Origin of the sequence: Streptococcus suis, assembly GCF_029616525.1 — a bacterium.
Lineage (GTDB): Bacteria > Bacillota > Bacilli > Lactobacillales > Streptococcaceae > Streptococcus > Streptococcus suis_AF.
Genome location: NZ_JANFME010000013.1, coordinates 30186 through 51010, shown reverse-complemented (window position 1 = coordinate 51010; position 20825 = coordinate 30186). Strand labels below are relative to the sequence as shown.

The following is a 20825-nucleotide window of genomic DNA, read 5'->3' as shown; positions in this document are numbered from 1 at the left end:
AGGAACTCCTCCTGCTAGTCGTCTAATCCGTCAAATATTTCTCCTTGTTCGTCCTCATCATAATAACTATCCAATTCTTCATAGAAGTAATCTAAAGCTTCTTGGTCAGTAGTATTCATAGCGTTCTCCTTTTTGTTTTTTGTCCGTTGCAATAATAGGACATATTAGTTATAACAAAGTTAAAAAGATTTGTCAACAAAAAATGTCCAAAATATAATTTGGACACTATCTTCTTATTGATTCAGTTTTTAGTTCCGTAAATAACTGAATGAACTGACTGTGATTTGCGGGAGCGATGTAATCTAAAATTTTTTGTTCATATATTTCAAAAATCTCTTCAATATTCTGAGAAGTAGAATTCAAAAAGTCAGGATTTTTCCTTAATAATATTACAGCTTTAAGTATAAATTTTAACGTAACACCCAACGTAATACTTCTTGTTCCAATAAATTGAGGAAGATATGATTTATAGTACTTTATCGTTTCTTCAAGTTGAGGTGTAATCTGTATTCTAAGTCGTAAATCTTTTTCTTCAAAATTGGTATTTTCGATTTTTATAGAATTATCAGAAATTATTTTTTCCCAACTATTTATACCAGATATTTCATCGATTGCTTTAGCGATGACAAATGCTTGAGTTATATAGTCAGAGGTTTCATCTTGATAAATCTTTTTCAAATAATTAAAATAATATGCTGTTTCTATAGATATTCTAGCTTGAAAATAGTTCATTAAGTTCTCCTACCCAATTTTTTTCTTGGTATCATTATAACATGGACATAAAAAAAATCAAATTAAGAATAATATTGATACTTATATATTGAAGAAAAGTAAATCCTAAAAAGTTACTAAAAATAAAAAAATCTACCATTTTTTTGATAGAAGTAGTTACTTATAATGCCGATTTTATCGGTTTTCATCCTATTAAAACTTCGAGTGCCAAACTCAAAATCCAGTGTCCGCAAGGACGTGCCGGTTTGACCCCGGCCGCCGGTATAGTTTATGAAGAAACGTTGATTTATCAGCGTTTTTTTTTTTTTTTTTTTGCTTTGTCTGGCGGGTAGGGTGGTTTTAGGCTCAGAATATTTCTGACATTGTAGTACTGTTAGATTTGCTATAGTATTTCTACTTTAGTATGTTGATAATGGTAAGGTGGGCTTCTGAAAATTGACACAGTTGTTTCCTGTATTTAAGGTGTTGATTAATTTGGGCATGGAAAATAATGTTTTCAGTTTTTCCTTTGGGCTGATGACAAGCTTTTATGAGGCTGTGAAGGAGGCTTATACCCAAGCACAGATTGTGGCTCAGCGACAAGCTATCAATGATACAGGCGGTCAACCGATTGCTATCACAGATAAAGTTGGTAAGATTGCGGGCTACTTTGATGGCAACCAAACTGCAGGCACTAAGCTACAGCCAATCACTTATAGCAGAGTTGAAAAGTATAGACAGCTGCCACAAACGGGCTCACAAGAAAGCCTTTTGGTATTGTTAGGCTACACGGCCCTTGCTGGTCTTGGACTAGGTTATGCAAAAAAAACGGAGAAGAGGATAGGAAAGAATGGCAGAACAACAAAATATAAACCAATTTGGTCGCGAGGAACTCATTGATATTTTGCAGTATTTGTATGTGCAGATTGATGAATTCTTTACTATTAAGAATAAAATGTCTTCTATTGTTGAATAGACCATTAGTACACGTGTTAAACAGGCTACAACAGCTAAGTATAATCGGAATGGAAATATTGGTGGTATCATTTTTGCCCTGATGGGAGTGGTTGAACTCGGCAATAATTTTTTCAACGCTCTTTTCATGATGGGGGTGATGTATCTATTTGGGCAGGCTGCAGTCCGTCTCTTTATTTGGCTTATGGCTAGACCGACTAATAAAAAACATTCGGTTTTCGGTCTCAATTATACTGTAAATGTACTTAGTAAGAAACAACTTGAAAAGGTCACTCAAGAAGCAACTGTTGAAGCGGAACATTCTCAAGAATATCAGTCGCTCCTTGCAGATAAGTTAGCATTGGAAAGCAACCAGACACTTCTTTATTTCCTATCTCTGATTCCTGATAATTTTGCAAATTTGACAGATTTTGCGGGTATGTTGGTCTTGTTGCAGGATTTCCGTGCAACGAATTTCCAAGAAGCTGCCAACCTTTGGCGGACAGAACAGCGTCAGCAATCTGTGATGAATCAACAGAAAAAATGGCGGAACAATTGGCGCGGAGTAATGCTCAAATTTCACAACTGCGTGATCAGGCAGAGCGACTTCGTAAGGGGCAGGCTCATTTGGAAGATGCCGCGGCAAGGGCAGCTATCCAGAATGCGCGAGCTAATGAAAAATTAGCTAACATGGAGCGTTACGGCGTCCATGCAACTATTCGCTGATTCAAATGAACTGGAGAAGTCCTGGTTTGTAGGAGAAAGATGAAAAAGAAATTATTAAGATTAGGTTTTGTAGCCTTGTCAGTTTTGGTGTTAACGGCTTGTCAGATGGGAACGAAAGAATATCTATCTGTTTCTTTTAAAAGAAGATTCTTTTGTCAAAACTTCAACAGATTTCTATGTTTACAATTTCTCTAAATTGATTATTGACAAGGATGGTATTGTTACACTAGAAGCACCGAGTAAACTAGATAAAGATAAAATGGTTAAGCTATCTGCTCAGTCGGATCATTTTTATCGTGATAGTATCGATGATGTCTATGCAAGCTTGACTAATCTCGAGTATAGGGATGTTACAACAGAGGCGGAATCTGCTGTTAACAGATAGTAAGAATAGTTTGAAATGAAGGAACACTGAGAAATTGGTGTTTCTTTTTTATTAAGAAGGCTTACGAGTTGCTATGGATAGATATACTTTTTTTCAGTAAATTTTCCTTGTTTTTTTGTTTTCTATGTGGTATACTTAACAAGTTAATTAAAAGGTTAAGGGGATGCCTATGAATCGTATTGCATTAGAAATTGAGAAGTACCTGCACGAGATTGTTTTGAGTTCGGAGAATCAATTGGAGATTTTGGTTGGCTCTTGTCAAAGCACTGTGAAGTTGACGAATACGCAGGAGCATATTTTGATGCTTATTGAAAAGGCTGCATATACTAATACTGAGATTGCTAAGGAGTTGAATGTTAGTCAGGCTGCGATCACGAAGGCTACAAAGTCATTAGTTGCTCAGGGGTTATTGGTGGCGGTTAGAGATGATAAGGACGCTCGTATTGTTCGCTTTAGTTTGACTGAGGCTGCTAAGCCTATTGCTGCAGAGCATGCTCATCATCACGCGCATACCTTGGAAGCTTATGAAGAGCTTTTGGAACATTATAGTCTTGAAGAGCAGGAGTCAATTGCTCGATTCTTAAGTGAGTTAGTGGAGAAGATTAGAAAATAGATGAGATATATTACTGTGGAAGACTTGTCGTTTTATTACGACAAAGAACCGGTTTTAGAACATATTCATTATTATCTTGATAGTGGGGAATTTGTGACTTTGACTGGTGAGAATGGCGCAGCCAAGACAACCCTCATTAAGGCGACTTTGGGGATATTGAAGCCCAAACAAGGGAAGGTTTCTATTGCTGAGAAGAGTATAAAGGGGAAGAAGTTGAGAATGGCCTATTTACCTCAGCAAATTGCAAGTTTTAATGCTGGTTTTCCGAGCACGGTTTACGAATTTGTAAAATCAGGGCGTTATCCTCGACAAGGTTGGTTTCGTCGTTTGACAGCCCATGATGAGGAACATGTTCGGATTAGTCTGGAATCTGTAGGGATGTGGGAACATCGGGATAAGCGCTTAGGTGCTTTGAGTGGTGGGCAGAAGCAGCGTGCGGTCATTGCGCGTATGTTTGCCTCTGATCCAGATATTTTTATTCTGGATGAACCGACAACAGGGATGGATGCAGGGACCAAGGATGCTTTTTACCAGCTCATGCACCATTCGGCTAAGAAGCATGGAAAGTCGGTTTTGATGATAACTCATGATCCTGATGAGCTGAATAAGTATGCGGATCGAAACATCCACTTGGTTCGTGATCAGCAGTCTCCTTGGCGTTGTTTCAACGTCCACGAAGCGGATGAGGAGGTTGCCCATGTTTGATCTATCTGTATTTCATTATGACTTTATGCAGCGTGCTTTCCTGGCAATCATTGCGATGAGTCTGTTCTCGCCCATTTTGGGGGTCTTTTTGATACTTAGACGGCAGAGTTTGATGTCGGATACTCTTAGTCATGTTTCGTTGGCTGGGGTTGCATTTGGTTTGGTATTGGGGATTTCACCAACGCTTTCGACTGTTCTTGTCGTTATTGTGGCAGCTGTATTTTTAGAGTATTTGCGGACAATTTACAAGAATTTTATGGAAATTGGGACGGCTATCCTCATGTCGACTGGTTTGGCTATTTCGCTCATTGTCATGAATAAATCTGGTGGGAAATCAGGGCTTAGCCTGGAACAATATCTGTTTGGTTCGATAGTGACCATTAGTCAGGAGCAGGTAATTGCTTTGTTTACGATTGCTGTGATTGTCATCGTGCTGACATTGTTGTTTTTACGTCCGATGTATATTCTTACCTTTGACGAGGATACGGCATTTGTAGATGGGTTACCTGTGCGAGCTATGTCCATTGCCTTCAATGTGGTGACTGGTGTTGCCATTGCCTTAATGATTCCTGCGGCAGGTGCTTTGCTGGTTTCAACAATTATGGTTTTGCCTGCTTCTATTGCATTGCGACTTGGTAAGAGTTTTAAAGCTGTTATCTTTACGGGGATGGGAATTGGTTTTTTTGGAATGGTCATGGGGTTGCTGACCTCTTACTATGCAGAAACCCCAGCGAGTGCAAGTATTACCTTGATTTTCATTAGTATTTTCTTACTGGTGAATGTTGTTCAAAAATTTAAAAAATAAGGAGTTAAGATGAAAAAAGTTGGTTTATTATTCTTGTCTGTCTCAGCTTTGCTTTTAGCTGCTTGTGGCAATAGCACAGCTTCTCAGGAAGATGGCAAGTTGGATATCGTCACGACTTTTTATCCTGTTTACGAATTTACCAAGGAGGTAACAGGTGATGAAGCAAATGTTGAATTGTTGGTTAAGGCTGGGACAGAGGTTCATGGTTATGAGCCGTCAGCTAAAGATATTGCTCGTATCCAAGAAGCAGATGCTTTTGTTTATGAAAATGAAAATATGGAAACATGGGTCCATGATGTAGAAGGTTCGATTGATACTGAAAAAGTAAATGTTATCAGTGCGACGGAGGGGATGTTGCTTTTGCCTGGTGGTGAGGAGGAACATGAAGGCCACGACCATAGTGAGGAGGGGCATAGCCATGCTTATGATCCGCATGTATGGTTGTCTCCTGAGCGTGCCATCACACTTGTAGAAAATATTCGTGATAGTTTGGTAGCTAAATACCCAGAAAAGAAAGATGCTTTTGAAACAAATGCGGCAGCCTATATTGAGAAATTAGATGCTTTGGATGCTAAATATTCTGAAACATTATCTGCTGCGAAACAGAAATACTTTGTTACACAACATACTGCATTTGCATATTTGGCTTTGGACTATGGTTTGAAACAAGTTTCTATTACAGGTGTTGCTGCAGATGAGGATCCAACTCCATCACGTCTAGCAGAATTGACAGAGTATATTAATAAATATGGTATTAAGTATATCTATTTTGAAGAAAATGCGTCAAAATCTGTTGCAGAAACACTTGCCAAAGAGACTGGGGTTCAGTTGGATGTTCTTAATCCTCTTGAAAGTTTGACGGATGAGGATATGAAAAATGGTAAGGATTATATTTCTGTTATGGAAGATAATCTGACTGCCCTTGAAAAAACAACTTCCCAAGAAGGTTCTGAAATTTTGCCAGAAGAGGGTGCTGAGACTGCGCAAACTGTTTATAACGGTTATTTTGAAGATAGTGCCGTAAAAGATCGTACTCTTTCAGATTATGCAGGCGAGTGGCAATCTGTTTATCCATATTTGCTAGATGGGACCTTAGATCAAGTCTGGGATTATAAGGCTAAACAGAAAGGCGATATGACAGCTGAAGAGTACAAGGCTTATTACGATACAGGCTACAAAACAGATGTGGATCATATCAACATTACAGACAATACCATGGAATTTGTAGTGGGAGATAAGAAAGAAAAATTCACGTATAAGTATGTGGGTTATAAGATTTTGACCTACAAAAAAGGAAATCGTGGCGTTCGTTTCTTGTTTGAGGCAACTGATGCAAATGCTGGTAACTATAAATATGTTCAATTTAGCGACCACAATATCGCCCCTGTTAAAACAGGTCACTTCCACATCTATTTTGGTGGAGAGAGCCAAGAAAAATTGTTGGAAGAAATGGACAACTGGCCTACTTACTATCCAGATGATATGACTGGTTTGGAAATTGGTCAGGAGATGCTGGCTCACTAACATATGAAAATCGACCGAGTATCTTGCTCGGTCGTTCTTCTTGACATTTTTTGACTACAAATGTAAACTGATTGTAGAAAAGTGATTGGAGGTGAATGTGTGGAGCAGACAATTTCTGCTGCGGAGTGGCAGGTGATGCGGGTTCTGTGGGCCCATCCTGGTGCGACTTCTCAGGAAATTATTCAGGCCTTGCAGGAGGGATTTGATTGGCAGGCGACGACCATTAAGACACTTTTAGGGCGGCTGCGGAAGAAAAACTATTTGAGAATGGCTAAGGAAACTAGCAAATACCACTATTATCCGCTGATTAGTGAAGAGGAACATTTGCAGGGGCAGGTGGAGCTCTTACTAGCTACCATATGTTCCACAAAACAGGGGCAACTGGTTGAAAAACTGCTGGACACAGGGACATTTTCCCAAAAAAGCCTTGAGAATATCGCTAGCAAAATCTCGCAGTTACAAAAGACGGCACCTGAGAGTATTGTCTGTCAGTGTCTGCCAGGTCAATGTACTTGTGGTCATCATCATACACTTCAAAAATCGACATAAGATGTGTTGATAAATGAGTGTAAAATTTGGGTGGTGTTACTTGAAAATGAGTAAGTACCAGAGTTCAATCTTTGGCTTAAGGATGTGAACAGAGTTTGCTCAATTTGCAAACCTTTAGAGTTGTGCTACTTTTTATTTTTATTGTGAAAGAACGAGGAGAAAAATCATGAAACAGACCTTGAAATTGAAAAATTTATCTTGTCAAAACTGTGTGAAGCATGTGACCAATCATTTCTTGGAAATGGATGGGGTGGAAGAGGTGAACATCCAGCTGGAAGAGCAGTTGGCGGAGGTGGAAACCTCTGTAGCCTATGACTTGGAACAGTACCAAGAGGTGCTGGAAGATACTATCTATGAAGTGGAAGAGTTGGTATAAGCGAAAAAGCAGCCGTCGGGCTGCTTTTTATAGTGCTTTGAGAAAATGAGTCAGGTCTAGCTGTACTTGTGCAAGTGAAATTTGGTCCCAGAAGCCGTCTGAACGAAAGCGTGGAATCAGGTGGACATGGAAATGGGTGCCAGCATCAAACAAGCGATCGTTGCAAGCTATGGTCACACCGTCAATTGTCAATACTTGACAGAGTTTATTAGTCAAAAAGACTTCTAAGTCCGATAGCTCATAGCGAACAGCAGAAGGGATTTGGCTGAGCGTGTCATAGTGTTCCTTGCTGATAATCAGTAGATGCCCTGTTTGGACAGGGTCAATATCCCAGACTACCTTGAAATACTCCGTCTGGTAGAGAATATCTTCTTCTTTGAGTTGGTGGCAAAAAATACAGGTCATGTCTTTTCTCCTAGGTTAGCAGAAAAGGAAATCACATAGGATTTCCTTGGGAATTATATGTGATTTACTCTAACTGCCATTTTTTCTTTCCGCTCCTGCCGTTTCTTTTCGAAGAAGGCTGCCCCTAGGAAAGATACGATTGGTCGCAAAATGTAGAAATAAAAGGCAAGTGTCGGATTAAAGTAAGCAAATAGGATAACGACGATGTTGAAAAGGGCGACGGTCACCAATTGCCGTAAGTGTGCCATGGAAACAAACCGCTTTGTATATGTTGTGTCGGCAAACTTTTCTTGTAGGACAAAGTAATTCAAAATGGATTGACAGAGATTGACTGCAATGGTCACGACCCCATAACCAACAACAGCCGTGGTGGTTATGCCTTCCATCATCCACCGAGTAAAGAGGGGAATGAGGGCTAGCGTTGCCATAAAGTTGAATTGAACAATTAAGATTTTGCTGGTTGCGTGCTCAATCTGTCCCAGAATCTTGTGGTTGTCATACCAAAAATCCGCCACGATGAAAAAGGATACAAAGAAGATGAGGATGCCAGTGAAAAAGTGATGTGTATCAACAGTGTCGCTCGGTAAAGGAATTTCCAGCAACATCATGGTGATGATGACCCCAATCACTGCGTCGGAGAACACCTCTAGATGCTCCTTCAGGCGTTTGGCACGACGTGTCTCATCCTCACGATAGAGTTGGTCCAAAAATGCTTGACGTTCATCGGCAGACAAATGCTCTAACTCAGGATGCAAAAGACTGGCTTCCTGAGCCATTTGTTCAAAGTAGTCGTTCAAAAATTCTTGATTTTTAGGATTTTGCTTGGTATTTTTCATAGCTTAATAAGTCAAAACTGAATATTTTTTCTTTCCACGACGGATAACGGTTAGCTCGCCGTCAATCTTGTCTCTGTCAGAAAGGGTATAGTCCAAGTCTTGCACACGCTCACCATTGACATAGATGGCACCATTTTGCACATCTTCACGAGCTTGGCGTTTTGAGTTGACAATACCAGAGGTAACCAAGAGTTCGACGATGTTAAGGTTGTCTTCAGCCTGTACAGCGTAGTTTGGAACGTTGCTAAGTCCCTGTTTGAGTTCTTTTGCGGACAGGTTTTTGATATTGCCAGCAAACAATTGCTCGGTGATGTTAAGGGCTTGTTTATAGGCTTCTTCACCGTGGACCAATGTCACGACTTCCTTGGCCAAAATCTTCTGAGCCAGGCGTTCATGACGGGCAGCGTCAAATTGTTTCTCGATTTCAGCAATCTCATCTAATGATAAGAAAGTAAAGATCTTCAAGAAACGAACGGCATCGTCATCCATGACATTGAGCCAGAATTGGTACATTTCATATGGGGAAGTCTTGTCGGCATCCAACCAAACAGCGTTGCCCTCTGACTTACCGAACTTCTTACCTGTCGAGTCGGTGATAAGCGGAACAGTCATAACGTGACCAGACTTGTCAGCCTTGCGGCGAAGCAACTCGGTACCTGCAGTCATGTTACCCCACTGGTCAGAACCACCGATTTGTAGGGTTACATTGTGCTTGTCATTGAGTTCGTAGAAGTCATAGCCCTGCATGATTTGGTAGGCAAACTCGGTGTAGGAAATCCCTGTTTCAATCCGTTTTTTTACAGAGTCTTTACTCATCATGTAGTTGACTGTGTAGTATTTACCAACATCACGAAGGAAGTCGATAAAGCTGATGTCTGAGAACCAGTCGTAGTTGTTGACCATTTCGGCCTTGTTGTCACCATTTTCAAAATCCAAGAAGCGAGAGAGCTGACCTTGGATTTTTGTTACCCAACCGTCCACGGTGTCCTTAGTTTGCAAGCTCCGCTCCGCATCCTTGAAGGAAGGATCGCCAATCAGACCAGTCGCACCGCCAACTAGGGCGTAAGGCTTGTGGCCAGCCAACTGCAAACGACGGCTGGTTAAAATCGCAACCAAGTGCCCTAAGTGTAAACTATCTGCTGTTGGATCGTATCCTGTGTAATAAGAAACCTGTCCTTCTGTCAATGCTTTTACCAAGGCTTCTTCGTCTGTCGTTTGAAAGACCAAGCCACGAGCTTTTAGTTCTTCAAAAATGTTCATGTGGGCTGTCTCCTTTAGGTTTAATATACAGGACCATAAACCATTTTATATGATTTTTGGACCGAACTTCATTTTAAAAAATTCCTCCCTATTATACCACGAAATTGCGGAAAATAAACAAAATTTGGTATAATGGAACGATAAGGAGTTAATATGGCGACTAAATCAGATAAGCAAGATTTTAAAAAGAAAATCAGTGCCCTAGGCTTAGGGGATGTAGTAGGAGTTTTCCTTCGGACGCTGAAATTATTATTCAATTCAGTAGCTGTCTTGGTGTTCCTATTCGGTCTTTTTGGTGCGGGTATAGGAATTGGTTTCGTGGTTAGTCTTTTTGATGACGTTAAGATTCCCAAAACAGAGGAACTGGTAGCGAAGGTTTCAGAAGTTAGTCGGATTTCCACCGTTACCTATTCGGATGGTAGCTTGGTGTCGGAAGTGAATTCAGATCTGCTTCGTGTACCTATTACTTCGGAAGAGGTCTCGAATTATCTAAAACAGGCTGTAATTGCGACAGAGGATGAAACATTTGAAACCCACAATGGGGTTGTGCCTAAGGCTGTTTTGCGTGCGGCACTGGGATCAGTTGGTCTAGGTTCATCTAGCGGTGGTTCAACCTTGACGCAGCAATTGATAAAACAGCAACTTGTCGGAGATGCTCCAACCTTTACGCGTAAGGCAAATGAGATTGTTTCGGCTTTGGCTCTCGAACGAAACATGTCCAAGGAAGAAATCTTAACGATTTACTTAAATGTTTCTCCTTTTGGTCGAAACAATCAAGGTCGAAATATTGCTGGTGCTGAAGCTGCAGCCCAGGGTATTTTTGGAAAACCGGCTAGTGAGTTGACAGTTCCGCAAGCAGCCTTCATTGCTGGACTACCGCAAAGTCCAATCGTGTATTCCCCTTATGCTTCTGATGGTACTCGTAAGGCGGATGAGGACATGGTATATGGAATCGAACGCTATCAAGATGTTCTCTTTAATATGTATCGTGCGTCGTTTTTGACCAAGGAAGAGTACGAAACCTATAAAGCTTATGATATTAAGCAGGATTTCATTGCTCCAGCTCCGGTTACTGCAGATACAAAGGACTACTTGTATTATGAGGTAATGGAAGAAGCAGAACAAGTTATGTTTGACTATTTAGTGAAACGCGACAAGGTTACTGAGAGTGATTTGAAGAATGATGAAACAAAAGCTTCCTACCAAGAATTAGCTAAGCAGGAGCTTAGTCAAGGTGGTTATACCATTAAGAGTACGGTTGACAAGGGGATTTATGATACCATGCAATCGGTGGTAGCAAACTATGGGTCGGTCTTGGACAATGGAAATGTTTATGTTGAAACAGGCAGCGTTCTGATTGATAATGCTACGGGTGCGATTCTTGGTTTTGTAGGTGGTCGAGATTACGCTACCAACCAGAATAACCACGCTTTTGATACCTTGAGATCACCAGCATCAACAATTAAGCCTTTGTTAGCTTATGGAATTGCTATTGACCAAGGATTGATGGGGTCAGCGAGTATTCTATCGGATTATCCGACGAATTTCTCAAGTGGGCAACCAATTATGTATGGTTCTGGTCGTGGTACTGGTATGATGAACTTACAGACAGCTATTGACCGTTCGGTAAATATTCCGGCCTTCTGGACCTACAAGATGTTACAGAATTCTGGAGTTGATGTGGAGTCATATATGGATAAAATGAATTATAATATTTCCATGTATGATATCGAAAGTGTGCCACTTGGAGGCGGGGTCGAAATTTCTGTTTTAACCAATACAAATGCTTATCAGACATTGGCAAATGGTGGAGTATACAACAAGCATTACATCGTTGAAAGTATTACAGCTAATGATGGTACTGTCATCTACAAACATGAGGCGGCCCCGGTACAAGTCTATTCCAAAGCTACAGCAAGTATTATGAATCAACTCTTGCGTCAAGTAATTAATTCAGGATATACTACAACCTTCAAAAGTCGTCTAAGTGCCTTAAATCCTCAAGCTGCAAATGTAGATTTTGTTGGGAAAACAGGAACAAGTAACGAAGTGAACGACGTATGGTTAATGCTTTCTTCACCAAAAGTTACTTTGGGTACCTGGGCTGGAAATGATGATAACTCTGAAATGTATGTATGGACGGGTTATCACAACAATTCGCAATATGTCGCTCATATGGTTAATGCGCTCTATAATGTGAATGCAGATATGTTTTCAGGAAAATTTGAATTAGATAGTAGTGTTATTTCATCTACAGTAGTGGCTTCAACGGGTCAACGTGCAGGAACAGTTCAAGTTAATGGTCGTCAAGTAACTGTTGGTGGCGCAACTACTACAAGTTATTGGGCGAAAAATGGTGCCCCAGTTACCAGTTATAATTTTATGGTGGGTGGTACAGATAGTGATCGTGCACAGGCTTGGAGCAGTATTGCGGGTTCTCAAACAACTACAACCCCAAGTAGTACGACACAGAGCAGTAGTTCAAGTCGTACAAATTCATCCACTCAATCCTCATCAAATAATCAGAATAATAATGATTAGCGCTTGATATTTTATGTTGGATATGCTATAATTGTATAAATTATTTGTCGTGTGTCTTGTTTGAAATATTGTCCAAACAAGGCTTGCAGCAGTTAAATCAAACTTTTTCAAAGGAAGATTTAGCTGCTCTTTTTGTGTCTATGAGGAATTTTTTTGAGAATTGTTACCTATTCTTAAAAATTCTAAAAATTCAGAAAAAGGATGAATGTTGGTCATCACATGGCTGTATATAATTGAACTCGGGCTACACTCCTGTAAAAAAGATACATCTCCTTGCAATCTTTTGATTGCTTTGTCGATGTTCTATTTTCTTTTGGAGTGTTAAACGCTCTCGTATCTTTTAATTGAACTTGCCTACAACTCTGTGAAAAAAAGAAAAGGTTTGTAGAGCTTTGTTTTTGTTTACTTCGTGGCGTCGTAAACGACTGAACTTTCTTCGACTATTGGTCTAGAAAGTCCTAGTCGTTCTGACGAGGGTGCGTCAACAAAATCAAAGATTTTGGACTTACCGCTTATTTTTCTTTGAGTTATTTACGGCTTAGTATCTTAAATTGAACTCGGGCTACACTCCTGTAGAAAAAGATGCAGTTTGTGGAACTTTGACTTTGTTTACCCCTTGGCGTCGTAAACGACTGAACTTTCTTCGACTATTGGTCTAGAAAGTCCTAGTCGTTCTGACGAGGGTGCGTCAACGAAATCAAAGATTTCGGACTTACCGCTTATTTTCTTTAGGAGTGTTAAACGCCCTCGTATCTTTAATTGAACTCGACCTAAAACCTGTGTGAAAAAGATAGAGCTCCTTGTGTCTGATGACACAACGTCACTCTCCTATTTTCACTTTGGTTTTTACGGTCTCGTATCTTTTAATTGAACTCGCCTACAACTCTGTGAAAAAAGATAAACAGCTCCTAGGAGGCTTGCCTCCGTCGTCGTGTTTCCTATTTTTCTTTGAGTTGTTTACGGCTTAGTATCTTATTACAAAGGAGAAAACTTTTGGCAGGACATGAAGTTCAGTACGGTAAGCACCGTACCCGTCGTAGTTTTTCAAGAATCAAGGAAGTTCTTGATTTACCAAATTTGATTGAAATCCAAACGGACTCTTTCCAAGACTTTTTAGATTATGGTTTGAAAGAAGTCTTTGAAGATGTACTTCCAGTTTCAAACTTTACGGATACCATGGAATTGGAATTCGTTGGTTATGAATTGAAAGAGCCTAAATACACATTGGAAGAGGCGCGTGCGCATGATGCGAACTACTCAGCTCCAATCTATGTGACTTTCCGTCTGGTGAATAAAGAAACTGGCGAGATCAAGACTCAAGAAGTCTTCTTTGGTGAGTTTCCAATCATGACTGAAATGGGTACCTTCATCATCAACGGTGCAGAGCGTATCATCGTTTCTCAGTTGGTTCGTTCACCAGGTGTCTACTTCAATGATAAAGTAGATAAGAATGGTAAAGTAGGTTATGGATCAACGGTTATCCCTAACCGTGGAGCTTGGTTGGAATTGGAAACAGATTCAAAAGACGTTGCCTACACTCGTATTGACCGTACGCGTAAGATTCCGTTCACAACGCTTGTTCGTGCGCTTGGTTTCTCAGGCGATGATGAAATCTTTGACATCTTTGGTGATAGCGAATTGGTTCGCAATACCATTGAAAAAGATATTCATAAAAACCCAGCAGATTCTCGTACGGATGAAGCGCTTAAGGAAATCTATGAGCGCCTTCGTCCAGGTGAACCAAAGACAGCTGAAAGTTCTCGTAGCCTTTTGACAGCTCGTTTCTTTGACCCACGTCGTTACGATTTGGCACCTGTTGGTCGTTATAAAATCAATAAAAAGCTCAACCTTCGTACTCGTTTGCTCAACCAAACACTTGCTGAGCATGTGATTAACGGTGAGACAGGCGAAATTGTCTTGGAAGCTGGTACTGTATTGAGTCGTGATGTGCTTGAAAAAGTAGAAGCACAATTCGATGAGCTCAACTTGGTAGAATATATTCCAAATGACAACGCTGTTCTTCTCGAGCCAGTTCTTTTGCAGAAATTCAAGATTGTAGCTCCTAAGGATCCAGAACGTGTTGTGACGGTGATAGGTAATGCTAATCCTGCAGAAAACGTACGTACAGTAACACCTGCGGACATCTTGGCTGAAATGAGCTACTTCCTCAACTTGGCTGAGGGTCTTGGTCGTGTAGATGATATTGACCACTTGGGTAACCGTCGTATTCGTGCCGTTGGTGAATTGCTTGCTAACCAAGTACGTATCGGTTTGACTCGTATGGAACGTAACTTGCGTGAGCGTATGTCTGTTCAAGACAATGAAGTATTGACGCCACAACAAATCATCAATATCCGTCCTGTTACAGCCGCAATCAAAGAATTCTTTGGTTCATCTCAGTTGTCACAGTTCATGGACCAACACAACCCACTTTCTGAGTTGTCTCACAAACGCCGTTTGTCAGCCTTGGGACCTGGTGGTTTGACTCGTGACCGTGCTGGTTATGAGGTTCGAGACGTTCACTACACTCACTATGGTCGTATGTGTCCGATTGAAACGCCTGAGGGACCAAACATCGGTTTGATTAACAACTTGTCTTCTTATGGTCACCTCAACAAGTATGGCTTCATCCAAACACCATACCGCAAGATTGACCGTGCAACTGGTACAGTTACAAACGAAATCGTTTGGTTGACAGCGGATGAAGAAGATGCCTATATCGTAGCACAATCAACATCACCTCTTGATGAAAACAACCGCTTCGTTGATAAGATTGTTATGGGACGTCACCAAGGTAACAACCAAGAGTTCCCAGCAGATTCAGCAGACTTCATGGACGTTTCACCTAAACAGGTAGTTGCCGTTGCGACAGCGTGTATTCCTTTCTTGGAAAACGATGACTCCAACCGTGCCCTCATGGGTGCCAACATGCAACGTCAGGCTGTCCCATTGATTGATCCAAAAGCGCCTTACGTTGGTACTGGTATGGAATACCAGGCTGCCCATGACTCAGGTGCGGCAATTATCGCTCAACACGATGGTAAGGTTGTTTACGCAGATGCGGACAAGGTAGAAGTGCGTCGTGAAGATGGATCGCTTGATGTCTACCACATTTCTAAATTCCGTCGTTCAAACTCGGGTACTGCCTATAACCAACGTACCCTTGTAAAATTGGGCGACATCGTAGAAAAAGGCGACTTCATCGCAGATGGACCTTCTATGGAAAATGGGGAAATGGCTCTTGGTCAAAACCCTATCGTTGCCTACATGACTTGGGAAGGTTACAACTTCGAGGATGCGGTTATCATGTCTGAACGCCTTGTGAAAGACGATGTCTATACATCTGTTCACTTGGAAGAGTACGAATCAGAAACACGCGATACCAAGTTAGGCCCTGAAGAAATCACTCGCGAAATTCCAAACGTTGGTGAAGATGCCCTTCGCAACTTGGACGAAATGGGGATTATCCGTATTGGTGCCGAAGTTAAAGAGGGCGACATTCTTGTTGGTAAAGTTACACCAAAAGGTGAAAAAGATCTTTCTGCTGAAGAGCGTCTCTTGCACGCAATCTTCGGTGACAAGTCACGTGAAGTACGTGATACCTCTCTTCGTGTACCTCACGGTGCCGATGGTGTCGTTCGTGATGTGAAAATCTTTACTCGTGCCAACGGTGATGAATTGCAATCAGGTGTTAACATGTTGGTTCGTGTTTACATCGCTCAAAAACGTAAGATCAAGGTCGGAGATAAGATGGCCGGTCGTCACGGTAACAAGGGTGTCGTTTCACGTATTGTACCTGTTGAGGATATGCCATATCTTCCAGACGGAACACCAGTTGACATCATGTTGAACCCACTCGGGGTGCCATCACGTATGAACATCGGTCAGGTTATGGAACTTCACTTGGGTATGGCGGCTCGCAACTTGGGCATCCATATCGCAACACCAGTTTTCGATGGTGCAAGTTCAGAAGACCTTTGGTCAACTGTTAAAGAAGCAGGTATGGATTCAGATGCCAAAACCATTCTTTACGATGGCCGTACAGGTGAGCCATTTGACAACCGTGTATCTGTCGGTGTCATGTACATGATCAAGCTTCACCACATGGTTGATGATAAACTCCATGCCCGCTCAGTCGGACCATACTCACTCGTTACCCAACAGCCACTCGGAGGTAAGGCTCAGTTTGGTGGTCAGCGTTTCGGTGAGATGGAGGTTTGGGCCCTTGAAGCCTACGGTGCTTCTAACGTCCTTCAAGAAATCTTGACCTACAAGTCAGATGATGTGACAGGTCGTCTTAAAGCCTATGAAGCCATCACCAAAGGTAAACCAATTCCAAAACCAGGTGTTCCAGAATCATTCCGCGTTCTTGTCAAAGAATTGCAATCACTTGGTTTGGATATGCGTGTCCTTGATGAAGACAACAATGAAGTAGAATTGCGTGACCTTGATGAAGGTGAAGATGATGACATCATCCACGTAGATGATCTTGAAAAAGCACGTGCAAAAGCCGCAGCTGACGCAGCCGCAGCCTTTGCAGCAGAAGAAGCAGAAGGCAAAGAATAATTAGAATGGATGGAATAAGTTGGTCCAAATCTCAGAACTGAAAGAGATAAGGACCAACAGTCTTCCACCGTCTGATTTATAGAAAAATAGCTTACCAGCTATCCATTCTGCTGATTATTGTTCAAGAATTTGAGGTATGGGAATCCATCCTCTCACAAGAAAAGAAAGGGATTATTAGTGGTTGACGTAAATCGATTTAAAAGTATGCAAATCACGTTAGCTTCACCAAGTAAGGTTCGTTCATGGTCTTACGGTGAGGTTAAAAAACCTGAAACAATCAACTATCGGACACTTAAACCAGAACGTGATGGACTCTTTGACGAAGTCATCTTTGGTCCAACAAAAGACTGGGAGTGTTCATGTGGTAAATACAAGCGTATCCGTTATAAAGGGATTACTTGTGACCGCTGTGGTGTTGAAGTGACTCGTGCAAAAGTACGTCGTGAACGTATGGGACACATTGAGTTGAAAGCACCAATTTCACATATTTGGTATTTCAAAGGGATTCCAAGTCGTATGGGCTTGACCTTGGATATGAGCCCACGTGCGCTTGAAGAAGTTATCTACTTCGCGGCTTACGTGGTGATTGATCCGAAAGATACACCGCTTGAGCACAAGTCAATCATGACTGAGCGCGAATACCGTGAGCGTTTGCGTGAATATGGCTATGGTTCATTCGTTGCCAAAATGGGTGCAGAAGCGATCCAAGACCTCTTGAAACAAGTCGATCTTCCAAAAGAAATCGCAGCTTTGAAAGAAGAATTGAAAACAGCTTCTGGTCAAAAACGCATTAAAGCAGTTCGTCGCTTGGATGTATTGGATGCTTTCTATAAATCTGGTAACAAGCCTGAGTGGATGATTCTCAATATCCTTCCAGTTATTCCACCAGATTTGCGTCCGATGGTTCAGTTGGATGGTGGCCGTTTTGCCGCATCTGACTTGAACGAACTCTACCGCCGTGTTATCAACCGTAACAACCGTTTGGCTCGTCTCTTGGAACTTAACGCTCCAGGTATCATCGTACAAAACGAAAAACGGATGCTCCAAGAAGCTGTGGATGCTTTGATTGACAACGGTCGCCGTGGTCGTCCAATTACAGGACCAGGTAGCCGTCCACTTAAATCACTCAGCCACATGCTAAAAGGTAAGCAAGGACGTTTCCGTCAAAACTTGCTTGGTAAGCGTGTTGACTTCTCAGGACGTTCCGTTATCGCTGTTGGTCCAACGCTGAAAATGTACCAATGTGGTGTGCCACGTGAAATGGCAATCGAGCTCTTCAAACCGTTTGTCATGCGCGAAATCGTTGCCCGTGATATTGCTGGTAACGTAAAAGCTGCAAAACGTTTGATTGAGCGTGGTGATGACCGTATTTGGGATATCTTGGAAGAAGTGATCAAAGAACACCCAGTTCTTTTGAACCGCGCACCTACCCTTCACCGTTTGGGGATTCAGGCTTTTGAGCCAGTTCTGATCGACGGTAAAGCCCTTCGTTTGCACCCGCTTGTCTGTGAAGCCTACAACGCCGACTTTGACGGTGACCAGATGGCGATTCACGTTCCATTGTCAGAAGAAGCACAAGCAGAAGCACGTATCCTTATGCTCGCGGCAGAACACATCCTTAACCCTAAAGATGGTAAGCCAGTCGTAACACCGTCTCAGGATATGGTTTTGGGTAACTACTACTTGACCATGGAAGATGCTGGTCGTGAAGGTGAAGGTATGGTCTTCAAGGATGCGGATGAAGCTGTTATGGCACACCGCAATGGCTATGTTCACTTGCATACTCGTGTAGGTATCGCAACAGATAGCCTCGATAAACCTTGGAAAGACAATCAAAAACACAAGATTATGATGACAACTGTCGGAAAAATCTTGTTTAATGCGATTATGCCTGAAGGACTTCCTTACTTGCAAGAGCCAAACAATGCTAACTTGACAGAAGGAACTCCTGATAAATACTTCTTGGAACCAGGATCAGATATCAAGGCTGCTATTGCAGAATTGCCAATCAACCCACCATTCAAGAAGAAAAATCTTGGTAACATCATCGCTGAAATTTTCAAGCGTTTCCGTACAACTGAAACATCAGCCCTGCTTGACCGTTTGAAAGACTTGGGTTATTATCATTCAACACTTGCTGGTTTGACAGTGGGTATTGCCGATATTCCGGTTATCGACAACAAGGCTGAAATCATTGAAGAATCTCACGAACGTGTAGAACAAATCAAGAAACAATTCCGCCGTGGTATGATTACGGATGATGAGCGTTATGCAGCTGTTACAGATGAATGGCGTTCAGCTAAGGAAAAATTGGAAAAACGTCTGGTTGAAAAACAAGATCCGAAGAACCCAATCGTTATGATGATGGACTCTGGTGCCCGTGGTAACATTTCCAACTTCTCCCAGTTGGCCGGTATGCGTGGTCTGATGTCAGCTCCGAACGGACGTATCATGGAATTGCCTATCTTGTCTAACTTCCGTGAAGGTCTTTCTGTATTGGAAATGTTCTTCTCAACTCACGGTGCCCGTAAGGGTATGACGGATACGGCCTTGAAGACAGCCGAATCAGGTTATCTGACTCGTCGTTTGGTTGACGTTGCCCAAGATGTCATCATCCGTGAAGACGACTGTGGAACAGACCGTGGTCTTGACATCCGTTCTATCACAGATGGCAAGGAAATGATCGAGCCACTTGAAGAGCGTTTGCAAGGTCGTTACACTAAGAAAACTGTTAAACATCCTGAAACGGGTGCCGTTATCATTGGTCCAAACAAATTGATTACGGAAGAGATTGCCCGTGAAATTGTCAATGCAGGCGTTGAACAAGTAACCATCCGTAGCTTATTTACATGTAACACTCGTCACGGTGTCTGCCGTCATTGTTACGGTATCAACTTGGCAACAGGTGATGCGGTTGAAGTGGGTGAAGCAGTTGGTACGATTGCAGCTCAATCTATCGGTGAGCCTGGTACACAGCTTACAATGCGTACCTTCCACACGGGTGGTGTAGCCTCAAACAGCGATATCACGCAGGGTCTTCCTCGTGTTCAAGAGATCTTTGAAGCTCGCAATCCAAAAGGGGAAGCGGTTATCACTGAGGTCAAAGGGGAAGTTATCGCTATTGAAGAAGATGCTTCTACTCGTACCAAGAAAGTCTTTGTTAAAGGTGTGACCGGTGAAGGTGAGTATGTGGTTCCATTTACAGCCCGTATGAAGGTTGAAGTTGGTGACCAAGTCGCGCGTGGAGCCGCCCTTACCGAAGGTTCTATCCAACCAAAACGCTTGCTTGAAGTCCGTGATGTCTTGGCGGTTGAAACTTACCTTCTTTCTGAAGTTCAAAAAGTTTACCGTAGCCAGGGTGTAGAAATCGGCGACAAGCACATCGAGGTAATGGTTCGTCAAATGCTTCGTAAAGTGCGTGTCATGGATCCAGGTGACACAGATCTTCTCATGGGTACCCTCATGGATATCACAGACTTTACAGATGCCAATGCTGAAGTGGTTATCGCTGGTGGTATTCCGGCAACAGCTCGTCCAGTTCTTATGGGTATCACAAAAGCGTCTCTTGAAACCAACTCATTCTTGTCTGCCGCATCCTTCCAGGAAACAACACGTGTCCTTACAGATGCTGCTATCCGTGGTAAACGTGACAACCTTCTCGGTCTTAAAGAGAACGTTATTATCGGTAAGATTATCCCAGCAGGTACAGGTATGGCCCGCTACCGTAATCTTGAACCACAAGCCATCAATGAAGTTGAAATCATTGAAGACACAGTAGCAGAAGAGCTTGCTGCAGAAGCAGAGCTTGAAGCTGTAACTGAATAAGATTTGAGACACATCTCTTTCTGAGGGATGTGTTTTCTTTCGTT

At 42.0% G+C, this 20825-nt stretch carries 16 protein-coding genes; 12 read left to right on the top strand and 4 right to left on the bottom strand.

What is annotated here, in order from left to right:
- Nucleotides 1–225: 225 nt before the first annotated feature.
- Nucleotides 226–732 carry a hypothetical protein gene (locus NOL38_RS06565; RefSeq protein WP_004195552.1) on the bottom strand — a complete coding sequence of 169 codons (507 nt, stop codon included), beginning with the start codon at nucleotides 730–732 and terminating at the stop codon, nucleotides 226–228.
- Nucleotides 733–1167: 435 nt separating this feature from the next.
- On the opposite strand from NOL38_RS06565, the gene NOL38_RS06560 reads away from it, so the two are divergent.
- The 9 genes from NOL38_RS06560 to NOL38_RS06520 all read left to right on the top strand — a co-directional run bounded on the left by NOL38_RS06560 (nucleotide 1168) and on the right by NOL38_RS06520 (nucleotide 7348).
- Nucleotides 1168–1611, top strand: coding sequence for an LPXTG cell wall anchor domain-containing protein (locus NOL38_RS06560; protein WP_277941747.1), 444 nt, complete (start codon nucleotides 1168–1170; stop codon nucleotides 1609–1611).
- A gap of 157 nt (nucleotides 1612–1768) precedes the next feature.
- Complete coding sequence (locus tag NOL38_RS06555) at nucleotides 1769–2350, top strand: hypothetical protein (RefSeq protein WP_277941746.1); 582 nt, start codon at nucleotides 1769–1771, stop codon at nucleotides 2348–2350.
- Nucleotides 2351–2587: 237 nt separating this feature from the next.
- A complete protein-coding gene (locus NOL38_RS06550) occupies nucleotides 2588–2776 on the top strand; it encodes a hypothetical protein (protein ID WP_277941745.1) in 189 nt (62 codons plus the stop codon).
- 169 nt (nucleotides 2777–2945) lie between these two features.
- Nucleotides 2946–3389, top strand: a complete 444-nt coding sequence (locus tag NOL38_RS06545) for a zinc-dependent MarR family transcriptional regulator (RefSeq protein ID WP_004195554.1) — start codon at nucleotides 2946–2948, stop codon at nucleotides 3387–3389.
- Nucleotides 3390–4094, top strand: coding sequence for a metal ABC transporter ATP-binding protein (locus NOL38_RS06540; RefSeq protein WP_002936595.1), 705 nt, complete (start codon nucleotides 3390–3392; stop codon nucleotides 4092–4094).
- Complete coding sequence (locus NOL38_RS06535; protein WP_002936593.1) at nucleotides 4087–4899, top strand: metal ABC transporter permease; 813 nt, start codon at nucleotides 4087–4089, stop codon at nucleotides 4897–4899. The genes NOL38_RS06540 and NOL38_RS06535 overlap by 8 nt, the downstream gene beginning before the upstream one ends.
- Nucleotides 4900–4908: 9 nt before the next feature.
- Nucleotides 4909–6423, top strand: coding sequence for a metal ABC transporter solute-binding protein, Zn/Mn family (locus NOL38_RS06530; protein ID WP_277941744.1), 1515 nt, complete (start codon nucleotides 4909–4911; stop codon nucleotides 6421–6423).
- Between the two features lie 99 nt (nucleotides 6424–6522).
- A complete protein-coding gene (locus NOL38_RS06525; RefSeq protein ID WP_172041282.1) occupies nucleotides 6523–6972 on the top strand; it encodes a CopY/TcrY family copper transport repressor in 450 nt (149 codons plus the stop codon).
- Between the two features lie 166 nt (nucleotides 6973–7138).
- The gene (locus NOL38_RS06520) at nucleotides 7139–7348 is read left to right on the top strand and encodes a heavy-metal-associated domain-containing protein (protein WP_105130627.1); all 210 of its coding nucleotides are present in this window, start codon (nucleotides 7139–7141) and stop codon (nucleotides 7346–7348) included.
- A gap of 27 nt (nucleotides 7349–7375) precedes the next feature.
- On the opposite strand, the gene NOL38_RS06515 is transcribed toward NOL38_RS06520, so the two are convergent.
- The 3 genes from NOL38_RS06515 to tyrS are packed head-to-tail and all read right to left on the bottom strand — an operon-like array spanning nucleotide 7376 to nucleotide 9849.
- Complete coding sequence (locus NOL38_RS06515; RefSeq protein WP_277941743.1) at nucleotides 7376–7753, bottom strand: HIT family protein; 378 nt, start codon at nucleotides 7751–7753, stop codon at nucleotides 7376–7378.
- Between the two features lie 53 nt (nucleotides 7754–7806).
- Nucleotides 7807–8589: a TMEM175 family protein gene (locus NOL38_RS06510; RefSeq protein ID WP_277941742.1), complete on the bottom strand. Its 783-nt coding sequence runs from the start codon at nucleotides 8587–8589 to the stop codon at nucleotides 7807–7809.
- A 3-nt stretch (nucleotides 8590–8592) separates the two neighbouring features.
- Complete coding sequence (gene tyrS / locus NOL38_RS06505) at nucleotides 8593–9849, bottom strand: tyrosine--tRNA ligase (RefSeq protein ID WP_277941741.1); 1257 nt, start codon at nucleotides 9847–9849, stop codon at nucleotides 8593–8595.
- Nucleotides 9850–10002: 153 nt separating this feature from the next.
- Between tyrS and pbp1b the strand changes: the two genes are divergently transcribed.
- From pbp1b to rpoC, 3 genes are all read left to right on the top strand, one after another.
- Complete coding sequence (gene pbp1b, locus NOL38_RS06500) at nucleotides 10003–12390, top strand: penicillin-binding protein PBP1B (RefSeq protein WP_277941740.1); 2388 nt, start codon at nucleotides 10003–10005, stop codon at nucleotides 12388–12390.
- 993 nt (nucleotides 12391–13383) lie between these two features.
- Entirely contained in the window at nucleotides 13384–16956 is a 3573-nt protein-coding gene (rpoB, locus tag NOL38_RS06495; RefSeq protein WP_277941739.1) for a DNA-directed RNA polymerase subunit beta, read from the top strand.
- Nucleotides 16957–17133: 177 nt separating this feature from the next.
- Nucleotides 17134–20781 carry a DNA-directed RNA polymerase subunit beta' gene (rpoC, locus tag NOL38_RS06490; protein WP_277941738.1) on the top strand — a complete coding sequence of 1216 codons (3648 nt, stop codon included), beginning with the start codon at nucleotides 17134–17136 and terminating at the stop codon, nucleotides 20779–20781.
- Nucleotides 20782–20825: the final 44 nt, after the last annotated feature.

Bases quoted from the DNA above. Each gene is read 5' to 3' on its own strand.
- NOL38_RS06530 (WP_277941744.1), top strand. From the start codon at position 4,909: ATGAAAAAAGTTGGTTTATTATTCTTGTCTGTCTCAGCTTTGCTTTTA.
- NOL38_RS06535 (WP_002936593.1), top strand. From the start codon at position 4,087: ATGTTTGATCTATCTGTATTTCATTATGACTTTATGCAGCGTGCTTTC.
- NOL38_RS06540 (WP_002936595.1), top strand. From the start codon at position 3,390: ATGAGATATATTACTGTGGAAGACTTGTCGTTTTATTACGACAAAGAA.
- NOL38_RS06565 (WP_004195552.1), bottom strand. From the start codon at position 732: ATGAACTATTTTCAAGCTAGAATATCTATAGAAACAGCATATTATTTT.
- NOL38_RS06520 (WP_105130627.1), top strand. From the start codon at position 7,139: ATGAAACAGACCTTGAAATTGAAAAATTTATCTTGTCAAAACTGTGTG.
- NOL38_RS06515 (WP_277941743.1), bottom strand. From the start codon at position 7,753: ATGACCTGTATTTTTTGCCACCAACTCAAAGAAGAAGATATTCTCTAC.
- tyrS (WP_277941741.1), bottom strand. From the start codon at position 9,849: ATGAACATTTTTGAAGAACTAAAAGCTCGTGGCTTGGTCTTTCAAACG.
- NOL38_RS06555 (WP_277941746.1), top strand. From the start codon at position 1,769: ATGGGAGTGGTTGAACTCGGCAATAATTTTTTCAACGCTCTTTTCATG.
- NOL38_RS06510 (WP_277941742.1), bottom strand. From the start codon at position 8,589: ATGAAAAATACCAAGCAAAATCCTAAAAATCAAGAATTTTTGAACGAC.
- NOL38_RS06545 (WP_004195554.1), top strand. From the start codon at position 2,946: ATGAATCGTATTGCATTAGAAATTGAGAAGTACCTGCACGAGATTGTT.
- pbp1b (WP_277941740.1), top strand. From the start codon at position 10,003: ATGGCGACTAAATCAGATAAGCAAGATTTTAAAAAGAAAATCAGTGCC.